This window comes from Cobetia sp. 2AS (assembly GCF_029846355.1).
GTDB lineage: Bacteria > Pseudomonadota > Gammaproteobacteria > Pseudomonadales > Halomonadaceae > Cobetia > Cobetia amphilecti.
In genome coordinates this window covers 361,744-380,324 of the sequence record NZ_JARWKQ010000004.1, presented here as the reverse complement: position 1 = coordinate 380,324, position 18,581 = coordinate 361,744, and the positions used below count along the sequence as shown (strand labels likewise).

At 60.6% G+C, this 18,581-nt stretch carries 9 protein-coding genes; 8 read left to right on the top strand and 1 reads right to left on the bottom strand.

The features are described from left to right. Positions 1 to 26: 26 nt before the first annotated feature. The 6 genes from QD356_RS13320 (at position 27) to QD356_RS13295 (ending at position 15,020) form a co-directional block, all read left to right on the top strand. Positions 27 to 7,325 (top strand): VCBS domain-containing protein, encoded by a 7,299-nt coding sequence (locus QD356_RS13320; RefSeq protein WP_279878082.1) that lies wholly within the window; start codon positions 27 to 29, stop codon positions 7,323 to 7,325. A gap of 97 nt (positions 7,326 to 7,422) precedes the next feature. Further along, on the top strand, positions 7,423 to 9,597 hold the full coding sequence (locus tag QD356_RS13315; RefSeq protein WP_225996285.1) for a type I secretion system permease/ATPase: 2,175 nt from the start codon (positions 7,423 to 7,425) through the stop codon (positions 9,595 to 9,597). Then, on the top strand, positions 9,590 to 10,972 hold the full coding sequence (locus QD356_RS13310) for an HlyD family type I secretion periplasmic adaptor subunit (RefSeq protein WP_043334429.1): 1,383 nt from the start codon (positions 9,590 to 9,592) through the stop codon (positions 10,970 to 10,972). The genes QD356_RS13315 and QD356_RS13310 overlap by 8 nt, the downstream gene beginning before the upstream one ends. A gap of 33 nt (positions 10,973 to 11,005) precedes the next feature. Then, entirely contained in the window at positions 11,006 to 12,313 is a 1,308-nt protein-coding gene (locus tag QD356_RS13305) for a TolC family outer membrane protein (RefSeq protein ID WP_279836844.1), read from the top strand. 66 nt (positions 12,314 to 12,379) lie between these two features. Continuing rightward, a complete protein-coding gene (locus tag QD356_RS13300) occupies positions 12,380 to 14,329 on the top strand; it encodes an EAL domain-containing protein (RefSeq protein ID WP_192837379.1) in 1,950 nt (649 codons plus the stop codon). Between the two features lie 22 nt (positions 14,330 to 14,351). Continuing rightward, the gene (locus QD356_RS13295) at positions 14,352 to 15,020 is read left to right on the top strand and encodes a transglutaminase-like cysteine peptidase (protein WP_192837380.1); all 669 of its coding nucleotides are present in this window, start codon (positions 14,352 to 14,354) and stop codon (positions 15,018 to 15,020) included. Positions 15,021 to 15,195: 175 nt separating this feature from the next. On the opposite strand, the gene QD356_RS13290 is transcribed toward QD356_RS13295, so the two are convergent. Beyond that, positions 15,196 to 15,609 carry a hypothetical protein gene (locus tag QD356_RS13290; protein WP_166020033.1) on the bottom strand — a complete coding sequence of 138 codons (414 nt, stop codon included), beginning with the start codon at positions 15,607 to 15,609 and terminating at the stop codon, positions 15,196 to 15,198. Positions 15,610 to 15,959: 350 nt separating this feature from the next. Between QD356_RS13290 and fabV the strand changes: the two genes are divergently transcribed. Together fabV and QD356_RS13280 are read left to right on the top strand one after the other, a co-directional pair. Beyond that, positions 15,960 to 17,162 carry an enoyl-ACP reductase FabV gene (gene fabV, locus QD356_RS13285; RefSeq protein WP_043334421.1) on the top strand — a complete coding sequence of 401 codons (1,203 nt, stop codon included), beginning with the start codon at positions 15,960 to 15,962 and terminating at the stop codon, positions 17,160 to 17,162. A gap of 294 nt (positions 17,163 to 17,456) precedes the next feature. Continuing rightward, complete coding sequence (locus QD356_RS13280; protein WP_192837381.1) at positions 17,457 to 18,458, top strand: GlxA family transcriptional regulator; 1,002 nt, start codon at positions 17,457 to 17,459, stop codon at positions 18,456 to 18,458. Positions 18,459 to 18,581 lie beyond the last annotated feature (123 nt).

Genomic DNA, 18,581 nt, shown 5'->3' with positions numbered 1-18,581 from the left:
CGCTGTCGGCCACGGGCACGCTGTCCGTGTCGGACGTGGACCTCACCGACAGCGTCACGCCGAGCGTCACCAGTGTCTCCAGTGACGGGGATACCGGCACGCTGGACAATGATGACCTGCTCGGCATGCTGGGCGTGGATGCCGCGGCCATCATCGAGGGCACCGACACCGACGGCAATCTCACCTGGACCTTCGACAGCAGCACGGCCGGGGAAGACTTCGACTATCTGGCGGCGGATGAGACGCTGACGCTGACCTATGCAGTGACGGTCACGGACACCGCTGGTGCGACTGACACCCAGAACGTTGTCATCACCATCACCGGCAACGACGACGCGCCGGTCATCTCCGCCGACGCTGGCGCCGTGGAAGAAGACACCACCCCGGAAGCCAGCGGCACGCTGACCGCGACGGATGCCGACAACGCCGACCTGGCCTTTGTCGCAGCCACCGATGGCAGCGACTACGGCACCTTCACGGTCGATGATGCGGGCAACTGGACCTACGAACTGGCCAACGAGGCTGAGGCGACCCAGGCGCTGGCCGAGGGCCAGACGGTCACCGAGCAATACACCGTCGCGCTGAGCGATGGCTCGACCACCACGGTCGACATCACCATCACCGGTGACAACGATGGCCCGCTGATCCGTGTGGACGCGGACGACAGTGCCGCGGCCAGTCTGGCAGAAGCGAATGCGCCGCTGTCGGCCACGGGCACGCTGTCCGTGTCGGACGTGGACCTCACCGACAGCGTCACGCCGAGCGTCACCGGCGTCGACGCTGAGGGGGATATTGGCACGCTGTCCGAGACCGATCTGCTCGGCATGCTGGGCGTGGATGCCGCGGCCATCATCGAGGGCACCGGCACTGACGGCAATCTCACCTGGAACTTCGACAGCAGCACGGTCGGGGAAGACTTTGACTACCTGGCGGCGGATGAGACGCTGACGCTGACCTATGCAGTGACGGTCACGGACACCGCTGGCGCGACTGACACCCAGAACGTTGTCATCACCATCACCGGCAGCGACGACGCGCCGGTCATCTCCACCGACGCTGGTGCCGTGCAGGAAGACGGCACCCTGGAAGCCAGCGGTGCGCTGACCGCTTCTGATGCCGACAATGCCGATCTGGCCTTCGTCGCCGCTACCGATGACAGCAGTGTTTACGGCAGCTTCAGCGTGGACGCCGATGGCAACTGGACCTACACCCTCGACAACGCCGCCGCCGAGACCCAGGCGCTGGCCGCGGGCGAGACCGTCACCGAGCAGTACACCGTGATGCTCAGCGATAACTCGACCACCACGGTCGACATCCTGATCACCGGCGTGGCCGACGCAGTGCCGGTCATCACGCTGGCTGACAAGGAAGTGACCGAGGCCACGGGTGAGACGGTCACAGACACCTTCGAGGTGGCAGCGGATGCCGGCATCGCCAGCGTCACCATCAATGGCACGGACATCACTTCGGCGTCAGTGGATAACCCCATCGTGATTCCGGGTGCGACTGATGACGAAGGCACGCTGACCATCACTGGCTATGATTCCGGCACCGTGTCCTACACCTATGTGGAGGATGGTACGGCTGCGGATCACTCGGCTGGCGACGATAGCGTGTTCGACAACTACGCCGTGGTCGTCACTGACCTGGCTGGGCAGAGCACCAGCGACAGCCTTGACGTCAAGATTCTGGATACTGCGCCGACGGCCAAGCCGGATGAGCGCGATATTGATGAAGATGCGACGGACGAGCTCACGGGCAACGTGATTGATGGTGCCAATGACAATGAGGACATCCTGGGTGCAGATGCGCCGTTCATGGTCTGCAAACTGAACGATACCGGGATTGCCGACGGCGGCAGTGCCACGGTCACGGGTGACTACGGCACGCTGACGCTCAACAGCGACGGCAGCTATACCTACGTTCTGGACACCACCAAGACGCAGTCTCTGGCAGAGAATGAACCGGCGAAAGATGTCTTCACCTATGTGCTGGAAGACAGCGATGGCGACTATTCCAGCACTACGCTGACCATCAATATCACGGGCTCGGCCGACGCAGTGCCGGTCATCACGCTGGCTGACAAGGAAGTGACCGAGGCCACGGGTGAGACGGTCACTGACACCTTCGAGGTGGCAGCGGATGCCGGCATCGCCAGCGTCACCATCAATGGCACGGACATCACTTCGGCGTCAGTGGATAACCCCATCGTGATTCCGGGTGCGACTGATGACGAAGGCACGCTGACCATCACTGGCTATGATTCCGGCACCGTGTCCTACACCTATGTGGAGGATGGTACGGCTGCGGATCACTCGGCTGGCGACGATAGCGTGTTCGACAACTACGCCGTGGTCGTCACTGACCTGGCTGGGCAGAGCACCAGCGACAGCCTTGACGTCAAGATTCTGGATACTGCGCCGACGGCCAAGCCGGATGAGCGCGATATTGATGAAGATGCGACGGACGAGCTCACGGGCAACGTGATTGATGGTGCCAATGACAATGAGGACATCCTGGGTGCAGATGCGCCGTTCATGGTCTGCAAACTGAACGATACCGGGATTGCCGACGGCGGCAGTGCCACGGTCACGGGTGACTACGGCACGCTGACGCTCAACAGCGACGGCAGCTATACCTACGTTCTGGACACCACCAAGACGCAGTCTCTGGCAGAGGGTGAACCGGCGGAAGACGTCTTCACCTATGTGCTGGAAGACAGCGATGGCGATTATTCCAGCACCACGCTGACCATCAATATCACGGGCTCGGCCGACGCAGCGCCGGTTATCACGCTGGCTGACAAGGAAGTGACCGAGGCCACAGGAGCCACGGTCACTGACACCTTCGAGGTGGCAGCGGATGCCGGCATCGCCAGCGTCACCATCAATGGCACAGACATCACTTCGGCGTCAGTGGATAACCCCATCGTGATTCCGGGTGCGACTGATGACGAAGGTACGCTGACCATCACTGGCTACGATGCCGGCACCGTGTCCTACACCTATGTGGAGGATGGCACGGCTGCGGATCACTCGGCTGGCGACGATAGCGTGTTCGACAACTACGCCGTGGTCGTCACTGACCTGGCCGGGCAGAGCACCAGCGACAGCCTTGACGTCAAGATTGTGGATACCGCGCCTGTCGCCAATGACGACACCTACACCATTCGCGAAGATGATACGTCTCCGGATGGTGAGCCGGTGATCAACACCAATGTCATTTCCAGTGTTGTCGGCGGCGGACAGGATGAGCTGGGCGCTGATGGCGTGACCATCACGCATCTGGATGGCATTTCACTGGCAGACAATGAGGGTAGCGTTACCGTCGATGGCAGCTACGGTAGCTTGACCATCAATACCGATGGCACCTTCAGTTATGACCTTGATGATGCGCGCGCTCAGGCATTGGGTGCCGGTGACCTCGTCAAGGAAGTATTCGAGTACACCATCCTGGATGCGGATGGCGACTCGGATACCGCCGACATCACCATCAATGTTCAGGGCTTGAATGACAAGCCGGTGGCCTATGACGATGGTCCGATCGTGGTCGAGGAAGATACTCCGGTCAGCGGCAACGTCCTGAACAACGACGTCGACGCCGATGGTGATGAGTTGAGCGTCGTCAGCTTCACTGTTGACGGGGTTACGTACGACCCGGGCAAGACAGCGGATCTTGGCGAAGTCGGCACACTTCTGATCAATGCTGACGGTACCTTCACCTTCACGCCCGGTGAGAATTACAACGGTCCGGTACCCGACACCACTTATGTGATCACGGATGGCACCGAGTTCGATGAAGCCATTCTCAGCTTCGAGGACGTCGCAGCGATTGATGACCCTGTCGTCATCAGTGCCGATGATGGCGCTGTTGCCGAAGATGGTGTGACGGAAGCGTCAGGGACGCTGACCGCGACCGATGTCGATAGTGACGCGCCGACGTTCACGCCGGCCACTGACGACAGCAGTCTCTACGGTACCTTCGTCGTCGATGCTGACGGCAACTGGACCTATACGCTGGATAACGACACTGCCGCTGTGCAGGAGCTGACATCTGCCGACACGATAAATGAGCAGTACATCGTGCAGCTCAGCGATGGCTCCAGCACGACAGTGGATATCGTCATCAAGGGGACTGATGATGCGCTGCCGGTCATCAGTTCACTGGGAGACCAGTCTGTCACCGAAGCGACCGGAAGCACGCTCACCAATACCTTTACCGTGTCAGCTGCAGCAGGTATCGCGGCAGTGACGATCGCTGGCGTGGATATCACGGATGCCAACACCACACCGGTAGTGATCTCCAATCCAGCTGGTGAAGGCACGCTGACCATTACGGGCTACGATTCCGGCACTGTGTCTTACACCTATGAGGAAGATGGCACAGCGGCTGATCACACAGATGGCGATGACAGCGTCGTCGATGGTTTCACCGTCGTAGTGACGGATCTGGCAGGCCAGAGTACCAGTGACAGTCTCGATGTCACGGTGCTGGATACGGCGCCGGTAGCCAACGCTGATACGCGCAGCATTGGCGAGAATCGCAATGCTGCCATCACCGGCAATGTCGTGGATGGCACATCGGCGACTGCCGATACTCTGGGTGCCGATGCGGTAACCGTGACTGCCGTCATCGCCGGAACGGAGACTGCCCCGGTGAGCGATGGCGCGGCGGCCGTGATCACGGGTGAGCACGGCGAGCTGACCCTGGCGGCGGATGGCTCCTACAGCTATCAGTCAGCACGCGACGACCTGCAGTACCTGGCGGCCGGTGAGTCGGTCACGGACGTCTATACCTACGTGATCACGGATGCTGACGGTGATACCGCCACTACCACGCTGACCATCACCATCAATGGTAGCAACGATGCGCCGGAGATCAGTGTCAGCAGTGGCGACAGTGCAGCCGCCATCCTGACGGAGACGGATTCACCGCTGAGTGCCAGCGGGACTCTGTCGGTGGATGACGTGGATCTCAGCAACAGCGTGACGCCGAGCGTCACCGGCGTCTCCAGTGATGGCGATACCGGCACGCTGGACAACGATGGCCTGCTTGCGCTGCTGGGCGTGGATACCGGGGCCATCATCGATGACGAGAGCACTGAAGGTACGCTCAACTGGTCCTTCGACAGCAGTGCTGCCGGGGAAAGCTTCGACTACCTGTCTGCAGGCGAGTCGCTGGTCCTGACCTACACCGTCACTGTCACGGATACGGCGGGAGCGACAGCTACCCAGGATGTCACCATTACCATTCAAGGGACGAATGATGCCCCGGTGGTGACTGCGACTGAAGGTCGCGTCAGCGAAGAAGGGCTCGAAGGCGGTATCGCCGACAGCGATGCGGCTGATGGCTTCACGGATACCACCGATGCCACCACTGTCACCGGTACGGTTTCCGTCACGGATGTCGACAGTGACAGCGTGTCGCTGGTATTGACGGCTCCTGCCACGGCCATCACCTCCGGTGGCAGTGCGGTGTCCTGGTCCGGCAGCGGCACCCAGTCAATGGTGGCAACCGATGCTGATGGCAATGAAGTCGCGACGGTGACCATCGATGACAGCGGCGCCTATACCTTCACTCTGAGTCAGGCGGTTGATCACTCGGGTGATGGTGAAGATGTCCTGTCTCTGGACTTCGGTGTGCTCGCAACGGATAGCGAAGGCGCCAGCTCCATCGGCACGCTGACCATCGGTATCGAGGATGATGCCCCAGAGCAGCAGGAAGCGCAGAGCTTCTCGTCGACCCTGGTGGATACCAATCTCACTATCATTCTTGATGTGTCAGGTTCCATGAATGCAACTGATGGAATCGATGGTGAAACTCGCCTGCAGAGTGCTATTGATTCCATCAAGTCTCTGATTGAGGCCTACGATGACTTTGGTGACGTACGTATCAATCTGGTGACATTCTCATCCATCGGTACGGCTCAGAATGCTTGGGTGACCGTAGGAGAGGCTGAGAGCATTCTGGATAACCTGCAGGCCGGTGGTTATACCAATTATGATTCCGCTCTTGCAGCAGCTATCGAGAATTATTCTGAAGATGGAGCATTGGAGGATGCGCAAAGCATTTCCTATTTCTTCTCTGATGGTGAGCCAAACTTTGGCGATGGCGATGATGAAGCGCTGAATGTGCTTGTGGGGAATACCATTTACAGAGCAGATGCCGGTATCTCGAACGATGAAGAGGATATCTGGACTGACTTCCTGGTCGATAATGGCATCAAGTCCTACGCTATCGGCTTGGGTAGCAACGTCACAGAGTCCAACCTTGATCCGATTGCCTATGACGGTTCAGCGGATGAAGACCTCGATAGCACTGTCGTTACCAGCTTTGAGGATCTCGACGATACCCTCGCCGCTACTGTCCAATCACCGGTCAGTGGTCAGCTTGTCTCGGGCAGCTCCGTGGATGGCAGTCTGTTGGGGGCGGATGGCGGTTATCTGCAATCGGTCACCGTGGATGGCACGACCTACAGTTATGACCCGGCCACCAACACCGTGTCTGCAGTGGGCACGGACAATAGCAGCTACGATGCGGGCAGCCTGGAGTTGACCATCTCTACGGACCTGGGTGGCAGCATGCTGTTCAATCTGGGGAGCGGTGACTTCGCCTACACGCCGCCTAGCAATGTTACTGAGCGCTCCACAGACAGCTTCGATTACGTGACGGTCGACAATGACGGGGATACCAACGCCTCAAGTGTCAGCATCGACGTCGACAAGCTGTCGGTCCTGATCGGGACCTCTGGCAACGAGTCCCTGACGGGCGATGGCGATGGCCCGTTCTATGCGGACTATCTGATTGGCCAAGGCGGCAATGACACCCTGAGCGGTGGCGAGGGCAGCGATCGTCTGGAAGGTGGCAGCGGCAACGATACGCTGCGGGGCGGCACCGGCAACGATATCCTCTCTGGTGGTGAGGGCGATGATCTTCTGGTCGGAGGTGCCGGCAATGACATCCTGACCGGCGGCGATGGTGCCGATACCTTCCAGTGGCTGAGCGGTCATGACATCAACAGCGAAGGCGGCATGGCGACGGATACCATCACCGACTTCAGTGTCGCGGATGGCGATGTCATCGATCTTTCCGATCTGCTTCAGTCCAACGAAGATGCCGATACGCTCTCGAGCTTCCTGCACTTCGAGTCAGATGGAGAAGGTGGCACCAATATCGAGATCAGTGTCGATGGATCCGACGGCAGCAATATCACGCAAGAGATCAATCTGCAGGATGTCGACCTGACATCAGGTGGCGACACGGATACGCAGATCATTCAATCTCTGCTCGACAGCAACAGTCTCAAGACGAACGTTGACGGCTGAATCGATGTGATAGGGGAGATGGCTTAGGCTGTCTCCCCTTGCTGTATTAGACTTTGCCGTAGAGACATCTGCGAAGTGCCCTACTAAGGAGGACAGGTTGAGCGATCAACCCACGCCATTAAGACCGGAGCCCGTTGGCGAGAGGGAGGGCGACCCCCTTCTCAATGCGCTGGTCTTCATGGCGCGTTACCACGGCAATCCCAGATCTGCAGCAGTGCTGGTCGATGGCCTTCCCATGGAGGAAGGCCGTCTTCCCCTGGCGCTTGTCAGTCGTGCCGCGGCACGTGCCAATCTGAGTGCCAAACTGGTCAACCAGCAGATCACGGCCATCAGCGACATGCTGATGCCGTGCATTCTCATACTCAAGGAAGAGCGTGCTGTCGTCTTGCTGGAGGTCGACAACGACGCAGGCAAGGCCAGGATTCATCAGCCTGAGGCCGAGGGTGATGAGCTGGTGGACATCGAGTCACTGGCTGAGCGTCATGATGGGCGTGTCGTCTATCTCAAGCAGGAGCACCGCTTTGATGAACGCGCACCGGAAACGCTCAAGCAGAGCGATGGCCATTGGTTCTGGTCAACGCTGAAGCTGTCGCGGCCGATCTATCGTGACGTGATTCTGGCGTCGATATTGATCAACCTGTTTGCCGTGGCATCGCCACTGTTCGTGATGAACGCCTATGACAAGGTCGTGCCCAATCTGGCCTTCAACACGCTGTGGGTCTTGGCGACGGGCATGGCGATCATCATGGTGTTCGACTTCGTGATGCGCCAGACACGCGCCTACTTCATGGACACGGCCGGCAAGAAGTCCGAGGTGTTGCTGACCTCGAAACTCTTCTCCAAGACCATGAACCTGCGGATGGAAGCGCGTCCCGGCTCTGTCGGTGGCTATGTGAAGCACCTGCAGGAGTTTGATTCGATTCGAGAGTTCTTCACCTCCGCGACCCTGACCACCCTGGTCGATCTGCCGTTTGCCCTGCTGTTCCTGCTGGTGATCTGGATCGTGGCGGGGCCATTGGTTCTGGTGCCCTTCGCCGCGCTCGTGATCCTGCTCATCTACAGTCTGGCGATCCAGAAGCCGCTGCGCAGCAGCATCGAGCAGGGGTCGCGCTTGGCGACGGAACGCAATGCGCGCCTCGTCGAAGCAGTCTCCGGCCTCGAGAGCCTCAAGCTGGCCAATGCTCAGGGCGAAACCCAGCGTCGATATGAACGCGCCGTCGGGCAGATCGCGCATTGGGGGGTGAAAAGCCGCAACCTGACGACCTCTGTCAGCTCTCTGAGCATGTCGCTGACACAGGCCACCACGGTGGCGCTGGTCGTGTTCGGGGTCTATCTGATCGCGGATGCACGCCTGTCTGTCGGTGGCTTGATCGCCGCGGTCATGCTGTCCGGGCGTGCGTTGCAGCCGCTGGGGCAGTTGGCGTTGCTGATCACGCGCATCGGCCAGACTCGCAGTGCCATGAGTGCGCTTGAGCAGATCATGGCATTGCCGGAAGAGTCGGAAGATCGTCGTTACGTTCACCGCGAGCACCTGCAGATGCGCATCGAATTCGATCGCGTCGGCTTTGCCTATGCGCCGAATACGCCGCCTGCCGTGTCGGATATCTCATTGACCATCAATCCAGGTGAGAGGATCGCGATCATCGGGCGTATCGGTGCTGGCAAGAGTACCTTGCAACGTCTTGTCTCTGGTCTGTATCGCGCCACGGCGGGCAGCGTTCGAATCGATGGACTGGATCTCAATCAGCTGCATCCCGCCGACGTACGTCGGCATATCGGTCATGCGGGCCAGGACAGTTCACTGTTCTTCGGCTCCATTCGCGACAACATCACCCTCGGCCAACCACACGCCAGTGACGTACAGGTCGAACTCGCGGCTGATGCCTCCGGTGTGACCGAATTCACTCGTCATCACCCTGAAGGACTGGACCGTCAGGTGGGTGAGGGTGGGCGCATGCTCTCCAGCGGTCAGCGTCAGACGGTCTTGCTGGCACGCGCGCTCTTGATGCGTCCTCCGCTCTTGCTGCTCGATGAGCCCGGTTCGCACATGGATAACCGCGCCGAGCTGCGCCTGCGCAGAATGCTCAAGTCCCTGCCACGCAGCCAGACGCTGGTGCTGGTCACCCACAAGAGCAGCATGCTCGACGTGGTAGACCGCGTCATCGTCATGGAAGGGGGGCGCATCGTCGCCGATGGGCCCAAGCAGCAGGTGCTGAGCGCCCTGAATGAAGGCCGTGTCGCCGGGCGCAAGCAGGAGGTGAATCGTGGCTAAGGCACCGATTGAGCAGCGTGACCTTCACCATCTCGACGATGTCAGTTCGGCCGTGTTGCTGGCGACTCCTTGGAAGTCGCGCATCCTGATCTGGATGGTGCTCGCATTCGTGGTCATCTTCGTGATCTGGGCCAGTCAGGCGAGCCTGGAGGTCGTCACGCGCGGCTCCGGCAAGGTCGTGCCCTCGACGCACTTGCAGGTCGTCCAGAACCTGGAAGGCGGTATCGTGCGCGAGATCTATATCAAGGAAGGTCAGGTCGTCTCGCCGGGGGAGCCACTGCTGCGCATCGACGACACCAGTGCAGGTTCCGATCTGCGCGAGCGTGTCTCGACCCTCGATGGCCTGCAGGCCACCATCATGCAGTACGACACCGAGCTTGATTCCATCGAGGTCAACGCCTCCGCGGATGCCTGGAAGGATCAGGTGAGCGTGAAGAATATCGAGTTGCCCTTCGACGAGGAATTCAAGGCGCGCAGTCCCGCTCTGGTGTCGCGTGCGATGACGGCGTATCGCACACATCTGAATCAGCTCAATAGCGGCCTCAATGGCGCGCGTGAACAGATTCTGCAGAAGGAGCAGGAGTTGCGTGAGTTGAGATCGCGCATCAACAGTCTCGAGCGCAGTTATCAACTGTCACGTCGCGAGCTCGGCATGACGGCCCCGCTGGTGCGTGAAGGCGTGGTCTCTCAGGTGGACCTTCTCAAGATCCAGCGTGAGGTCAACGACCTGCGGGGTGATCTTGAATCGGCGCGCCTGGCCGTGCCGGGCAAGCAATCGGAGCTGGATGAGGCCATCTCGAATCGGGTCGGCGTCGCGCAGGAATTCCGCTCACGTGCCGCGGAAGAGCTCGCCAAGACCCAGGCGGATCTGGGTCGCTTGCGTGAGGGGCGCACCAGTCTTCAGGACCGACTCGATCGTACTTTGGTGACCTCTCCGGTTCAGGGCGCCATCAAGACGCTGAATATCAATACCATAGGCGGCGTCATCGAGCCCGGGGAAGACCTGATGGAGATCGTTCCCATCGAGGATCAGCTGCTGGTTCAGGCGCGAGTCGCTCCCAAGGACATCGGCTTCCTGAGAATCGGACAGCCGGCCGTCGTCAAGTTATCTGCCTACGATTTCACCATCTACGGTGGGTTGGAAGGCAAGGTCGATCAGATCAGTGCGGATACTGTGCAGGATGAAGAAGGCAACAGTTTCTACGAGATCAAGGTGCTGACGGAGCAGAACCACCTTGGCAGTGACTCGGATCCGCTCACGATCATCCCGGGCATGCAGGCCAGTGTCGATGTGATCACTGGCAATCAGACCGTACTGCAATATTTGATGAAGCCGATTCTGCGCGCTAGGCAAGGTGCCTTGCGTGAACGTTGATCAAGGATTTGATGGATTCGAGGGTAACTCATAATGAAAAAGACACTCTTGGCGTTGAGCATCGCCGCAGGGATGGGGTTTGGCGTTCAGGCTTCGGCTGCGACTCTTGAAGAGGCCGTATCCCGAGCGGTAATGGAAAACCCACGCACGCGCGTTCAGGTTTCACGTCACATCCAGCGACTCGAAGAAGCGGAAACCCAGCGCGGGGCGTATCGCCCGACGGTGGATCTGACCGGTCGTCTGGGCTATGGCAAGTTCGACTCGGAAGATGACGGCGTCAATGACGATGACGACTGGCACGATTACACGCGCCTTGATCTGACCATCCGTCAGTTGCTCTGGGACGGCAACACGACAATCGAGCGCATTCGCCAGGCCGAGACAGAGGCGGACTACCAGCGCCTGCAGGTCGCGGCCGAGGCCAATGACATCGCGCTGGATACGGCCGGTGCCTATCTGCAGGTCATGCGTGATGAGCTGATTCTCAAGTATGCACAAGCCAATCTCGAGGCTCACCGTCGTATCTCGAATGATATCGGGCGGCGTGCGGAATCCGGCCTTGGTGCGCGCAGTGACGTGCGTCAGGTGGATGGTCGTCTGGCCAATGCCGAAGCCAGCGTGCTGTCATCGATCAACAATCTCGAGGATTCCCGCTCAGCCTATCTGCGTCTGGTGGGTGAGATGCCGTCGGACCTCAGCATGCCGGGCATCGACACCAGCCTGCTCAGCGAGGATGTCGAGAGCGCCTACGTGCAGGCCAATCAGCGCAACCCGCTGTTGGCGGCAGCGCGGGTCTCCATTGATGCTGCACGCCATGAAGTGAACGCCGAGAAGGGCGATAACTACCCCGAGTTCAGTCTCGAGGGCAATCGCACGCTGGACAATGATTATGACCAGGACAAGAGCAAGTCAGACGACTGGAGCGTCGAACTGGTCATGCGCTACAACCTGTATCGTGGCGGCCGTGATCAATCCGAGATCCGCGGTCGTCAGGCAGCGCTGGAAGCGGTCGAGCACGACAATGATCGCGTGATGCGCGATGTGCGTGACGAGATTCGTCTGGCATGGAATGCCCGCGAGAACCTCAAGCGTCAGATCGATTACCTGGAAAGTTATGTGCGTGCCGCGACCGATACCCGCGAGAGTTATCGCAAGCAATTCGATATCGGACGCCGCACATTGCTGGACCTTCTGGATAGCGAGAGTGAGCTGTTCACCTCTCAACAGAACCTGATTCGCGCCCGTTTTGATCTGGAAACCGCCAACTATCGCCTGCTGTCGGCGACCGGCGCTCTGCTGGATTCCATGAGTGTTGCCGTCCCCGTCCAACAACAGGGCTAAGCCACCCACGGCGCTCCCGAACCTTGGGTGCGCCGTTGCCATGCTGATGGTTGATGAGGAAATCAGATGAGTCTTTCGCGCCGCCTGTTTACCTTGATGTTGCTGGTATTGTTGGGGTTCTCCCTCGGTATCTTCTTCATCCAGGTCAACAACACCCGTGATGCACTGGCCGAACGACAACGCGTCGAACTCTCGAATCTCGCCCAGAGCTTGAGTCTCGCGCTGGTGCCACATGTAGAGCTTGGCGATGCCGCCAGTGCCGAAGCCCTGATGCGTGCCACGGTAGATGGTGGTCATGTGCGCGATGCCAGGCTGGAGAGCGTGGCCATCGCGACACCCATCGCCTTCAATGTCGTGCGCGAGAGTCTGGCACCGCAGTGGTTTCGTGACCTGATTCCCATGCCGGTGGAATCTGCGAGTCGCGAGCTGCCGGGTGGCTGGGCGTCGCTGGGCACGATCAGCCTGACCGGCGAATCTGCCCAGGGCTATGACCAGCTCTGGCAGCTGGCCAAGCGTCTGGCGCTGTGGCTGCTGCTGGGCGGTCTGATCACGCTGCTGATTGCCTCATTGGTCATGCGTCGTCTGCTGCGCCCGCTGGAGCGTATCTCGTCTCGCCTCAATGAGATGGAGACACAGCGCTTCGACGCGCCGCTGGAAGAGACCAGCGTGGCGGAGCTCAAGGGCATCACCTCGGCGGTCAATCGTCTTGGACAGCGCCTGCAGACCCAGTTCGAGGCTCAGGCCGCGCAGTTGGCGCGTCTGCAGCGCCAGGCGGAAGAAGACTCGGTATCGGGGCTTGGCAACCGCGGCTATTTGAATCGAGCGGTCGATGAGTGGCTGAGCGAGCCGATGGGTGGCAGCTTCGCGTTGCTGCGCGTGTCGCATATCGAGGTGGTGTATCGCGAGCAGGGCTACAAGGGGCGTGACGCCCTGGTGAAAGCCATCGCGCGCAAGCTGGAAGATCGCGAACTGGCGGGTGAGGCGATCATTGCCGCGCGTCTGGCCAATAGTGATTTCGGCCTGTTGCTGCCGGAAACCGACGAGGCTCGGCTTCAGGAGTTTCTCACGCTATTGGCGGAGGATATCGACAACCTGCTGGATGCCAATCCGCTGGTGGATACTCCGCCGGAGAACTGTGCCTTTGGCGCCGTTCGGCGTGAGCCGGGCATGCAGCGCACCCAGATGTTTGCCGTTGCAGATGCCACGCTTCGTCAGGCCATCGAGCAAGGGTCTGGCGTGGAACTGGCCCCTGCGGGTGGGCGTGCGCGTCCGCGAGGCGAGTGGCGCGAGATCATCGAAAAGGCCCTGGATTCCCCCAAGGGACTCGACTTCGTTGCCCAGCCGGTGTTGCTCAACGATGGTGGTGAGCTCCATCGCGAGCTGTTTGCCCGTCTGCGCGATGGTGATGAACTGCATCGTGCGGGTGACTTCCTGCCCGTGATTCGCCATTTCCGCATGGGGGCGCAGTTTGATCTGCGCGCTCTGGAGTGGCTGGCGTCCTATATCGACCGGATTGAAGTGCCCAGGCTGGCGCTCAACCTGACCGAAGAAACCTTCGACGATGAAGCCAGTTATATTGGTTTGCTCAACTGGTTGGCGGCGCATCCGCGCCTGTGCAAGCGTCTGGATATCGAAGTGTCCGAAAGCATCGCCCTCAGGCATCAGGAGCGTATCAAGATGCTGTTCCGACATGCTCGCCGACTGGGCGCGCGGGGCGGCATCGACCGCTTCGCCCGAGAGCTGAAGGAGCTCAGCTATCTGTCGGCACTGCGGCCTGATTACGTCAAGATCGACCAGGCGTTCTTCAAGCGCGAAGACGTCGACACCGAGCTGTTGCAGAGTCTGTGCATGACCGCGCATCAGGTCGAGTCGCAGGTCATCGTGACCCGCGTCGAGTCCGAGGCGGATCAGGAGCGGGCGATGTCGCTGGGCGCAGATGGCTATCAGGGCTTCGTGTCACCGGCAGTCGATGTCATGGCAAGGCTCGCCAGTCCAGCAGAAGATATGCCTCGCTAAGTGACATTCAGGGTGCCTCGACATGAATCATCGCCGCTGGTGGGAGGGTCTTGCGGTCGGGGTGCTGCTGGTGTTGTCGCTCGGTGCGGGTTTGGCACAGGCGGTGGATTCCCGCCAGTTCATCCAGATCTACGGGACAGGTGGCTGGCATCGTGTGCAGCAATGGCAGCAACTGTTGCAGCGCCTGGAGGACGCGCCGGTCAGGCGCCAGTTGAGCGAAGTGAACGATTTCTTCAATCGTCTCAACTTCACCGATGACCTCAGCGTCTGGGGAGCGACCGATTACTGGGCGACGCCGCAGGAGTTTCTGGGGGCAGGGGCCGGTGATTGCGACGACTTCGCCATGGCCAAGTACCTGACCCTGCGCGAGCTTGGCGTACCGGAAGACCGCCTGCGTCTGCACTACGTCAAGGCGCTCAGCCTCAACCAGTTCCACATGGTCGTGACCTATCAGGGCGCCAATACGCGCAATCCTGATGTACTGGACAACCTGAACAGTTCCATCCTGCCGGCCAGTGAGCGCACGGACCTGCTGCCTATCTACAGTTTCAATGGCAGTGCGCTGTGGATGAGCAAACGTCTGGAAGGGGGCAAGCGCATCAGTGATAGCCGAGGCCTTTCAAGTCTGTCTGATTGGCAGAAGCGCCGTGCACAAGGGGTGCTGAGAGTGCCGCGCCACAAACGGCCATGAGCTCGGCGGCGTAAGCCCCCTCGAGGAATGGCGGTTGAGCTCTGCTCTAAGCACTACTAAGCACTACAGCACGACAAGACACCCCGTGACCTTCCGGTCGCGGGGTGTCTTGCCATTCGGGCGTTGCAGGCCAGAGCCCTCGTCAGGCTTCCCCATGCAGGTTGCGGGCGGGGCGCTAACGGGGCGTATTGCCGCGCAGGTGCAGAATCTCGAGCAGATTGCCGTAGCGATGGCGACTCGGCATCGTGGCCAGCCCCGAAAACAGTAGCCAGAACATGCGCCGGCCACGTGTCAGACGATGCGTATGCTGCAGCAGGCGTGACAGCAGCTGGCTGTCATCGAAGCCCTTGAAGTTGGGCGTCATGCTGACCTGTTCTCGCACCAGTACCGGCGCCATCTCCAGCCGATAGAGCTTTTCCAGTTCCTGAAAGCTCAGCCCCTGGGCTTCGACAACTTCTGCCATGTGCTGATACTCGGCTTCACGTGGGTCGCGCTCCAGCCACAGTGGAGACAGCGCCAGCCAGATGTCCTGTCGGCGCTCGAGCAGGGCGGCCACATCGGGGGCGAGGTGAGCGTTCTGATCGTTCATGAAAACATCCTGGGCAGAGCCTGTCGGACAGTGCGGCTGGCAACCAGCGGCGAATGCAGGACGGCAGTGGAATGGCAGTACGTGAAAAGGCCTACATGATACGGCAGCCGCCGCGGCTGGCTCCAGTGATATGCAGGTAGATGGCGGATCATGACGGCAGGGCGGACAGCGTCGCCGACAGCCGCTAGAATAGCGCCCATGAGCTGGCACTGAGCCTGCTTTACGGGATTCGAACGCCCTATTTCACGATACGCTTCACCATCCAAGGACGGCCATTGCCTGCTGTCAGGGTGAAGCGAGTATCGCATCGGCGGGTACACGCCGGGCCAACAGCAAACGAGGTTCTTTACGTGATCATCAAACCCAAGGTTCGTGGCTTCATCTGCACCACCACACATCCCAAGGGCTGCGAGCAGAATGTCGCCGAGCAGATCGCCATCACCCGCAAGACAGTCGGTGACAAGCGTGACGGTGGTCCGAAGAAGGTGCTGGTGATCGGTTCTTCCAGTGGCTATGGCCTCGCGGCACGCATCACGGCAGCCTTCGGTTATGGCGCCGATACCCTGGGCGTGTTCTTCGAGAAGCCGGGCACCGAGAAGAAGGCCGGCACCGCAGGCTGGTACAACTCTGCCGCCTTCGACAAGTTCGCCAAGCAGGAAGGCCTCTACAGCCAGGCCATCAACGGCGATGCCTTCTCCCACGAGACACGCGCCAAGGCCATCGAGCTGATCAAGGCCAACATGGGCGAAGTCGACCTCGTCGTCTACTCGCTGGCCTCTCCGGTGCGCAAGCTGCCGGACAGCGGTGAAGTGAAGCGCTCCGTGCTCAAGCCGATCGGCGAGACCTACCGCGCGACTGCCATCGACACCAACAAGGACACCATCATCGAAGCGGAGGTCGAGCCGGCCACCGAGCAGGAAATCGAAGATACCGTCACCGTGATGGGTGGTCAGGATTGGGAGCTGTGGATGCAGGCGCTGGACGACGCCGGCGTGCTGGCTGAGGGCGCCCGCTCCGTCGCCTTCAGCTACATCGGCACCGAGATCACCTGGCCGATCTACTGGCACGGTGCGCTGGGTCGCGCCAAGGAAGATCTGGACCGCGCCGCCGGCAGCATCCACGAGAAGCTGTCCGCCAAGGGCGGTCGTGCCCACGTGGCCGTGCTCAAGTCCGTGGTTACCCAGGCCAGCGCCGCGATCCCGGTCATGCCGCTCTACATCTCCATGGTCTACAAGATCATGAAGGAGAAGGGCCTGCACGAAGGCACCATCGAGCAGCTCAACCGCTTCTACGCCGAGCGCTTCTACGGCGAAGGCGAGATCGCCACCGACGAGTCCGGCCGTCTGCGTCTCGACGACTGGGAGCTGAAGGACGACGTCCAGCAGGCCTGTCAGGAACTGTGGCCGCAGGTCACCAGCGACAACCTGTTCGACATCACCGACTACGCCAGCTACAAGCAGGAATTCTTGAAGCTGTTCGGCTTCACCCGTGACGACGTCGACTACGATGCCGATGTCGCCACCGATGTCGAGTTCGATGTCGTTCAGATGTAAGAGCGCCTCAGCATAAGCGCGCCTCGGCATAAGCGCAGAGGGAGTGGCAGCTCGCTGAGCGCTGCCCGTTGAGACCTGAGCGCTGACCGCTGAGCACTGCACGTTGAGCACTGACAGCTGAGCACTGACAGCTGAGCACTGACAGCTGAGCACTGACGACGCCATCCTTCGGGGTGGCGTCGTCGTGTGTGGCGGCCTCATCTCGAGCGTCATGCCAGTGAGGGCCAGGCACAAGTGCCAGAGGCATGGCACAATATGGTGCCACCCTCACGCGACGGACCCCGACTCACACTCATGCCCGTGGATTCACTGGTTTCCCCCCAGGCCCAGCAACGCCAGATAGGCTTCGTGCTGCTGCCCGGCTTCTCGTTGTTGTCCCAGGCCTGTGCGCTGGAGCCCCTGCAGGTGGCCAACCAGCTCGCGGGGCAGACACTCTATCGGGCCGTCACCTTCGCGCTTGACGGACGTGGCGTGGCGTCCGCGGCGGGCTTGAGTCTCTCGCCGGACAGTCTGGTCGCCAGTGATTCGCGCCATCTGGACGCCCTGTTCGTGTGCGGTGCTCAGCCGGCGGGCGAGGCAAGCCTGCAGGAGGTGGCCTCGAATCCCGCGCTGCTGGCCTGGCTCAAGCGTCTGGCCGAGCGTGGTGTGATGCTGGGCGGCATCTCCACCGGCACCCGTGAGCTGGCTCGCGCCGGGTTGCTCGATGGCTATCGTGCGACGATTCACTGGCAGCGCGCCGAATCCTTCCGCCGCGACTTCCCGCAGGTCAACGTCTCTCATCAGCTTTATGAGCTGGACCGCGATCGTGTCACCTGCGGCGGTGGTACCGCGGCGATGGACATGATGATGACGCTGGTCGCCCAGCAACATGGTCGCGCGCTGGCCGAGAAGGTCTCCGAGCACTTCGTCTGCGAGCGCATCCGGCTGGCGGACGAGCCGCAGCACGTGCCGCTCAAGAACCGTTTCGCCCATGCGCCCCAGCCGCTGGTGGAGGCCGTGACGCTGATGGAGGCCAATATCGAGGAGCCGCTCTCCACCCACGAGATCGGTGAGCACCTCGGCATCTCGCGGCGTCAGCTGGAGCGGCTGTTCAAGAAGCATCTGCAGGCGGTGCCCAGCCGCTACTATCTGGATCTCCGCCTGGCGCGCTCGCGTCAGCTGCTGCGCGAGAGCGATCAGCCGATCGGCGAGATCGCGCTGGCCACCGGCTTTTCCAGCGCCGCTCACTTCTCCACGGCGTTTCGCAACCATTTCGGGCGTAGCCCCCGCGACGAACGTCTCATGCTGCAGGCCTGACACCTTCCCTGGATGACAAAAGTCGCCTCCTGACATAAGTCGTCGTCCTTTCGCTGAAAGTCTTTGTCATCTCGCCTCCCTATACTCGAGTGTCATGCCCCGTGGCTTGCCGATCATCGGCCG

What these genes read in the sequence shown, in the direction of transcription:
- QD356_RS13305 (WP_279836844.1), top strand. Translation starts at nt 11,006, where the DNA reads ATGAAAAAGACACTCTTGGCGTTGAGCATCGCCGCAGGGATGGGGTTT.
- QD356_RS13300 (WP_192837379.1), top strand. Translation starts at nt 12,380, where the DNA reads ATGAGTCTTTCGCGCCGCCTGTTTACCTTGATGTTGCTGGTATTGTTG.
- QD356_RS13280 (WP_192837381.1), top strand. Translation starts at nt 17,457, where the DNA reads ATGCCCGTGGATTCACTGGTTTCCCCCCAGGCCCAGCAACGCCAGATA.
- QD356_RS13290 (WP_166020033.1), bottom strand. Translation starts at nt 15,609, where the DNA reads ATGAACGATCAGAACGCTCACCTCGCCCCCGATGTGGCCGCCCTGCTC.
- QD356_RS13295 (WP_192837380.1), top strand. Translation starts at nt 14,352, where the DNA reads ATGAATCATCGCCGCTGGTGGGAGGGTCTTGCGGTCGGGGTGCTGCTG.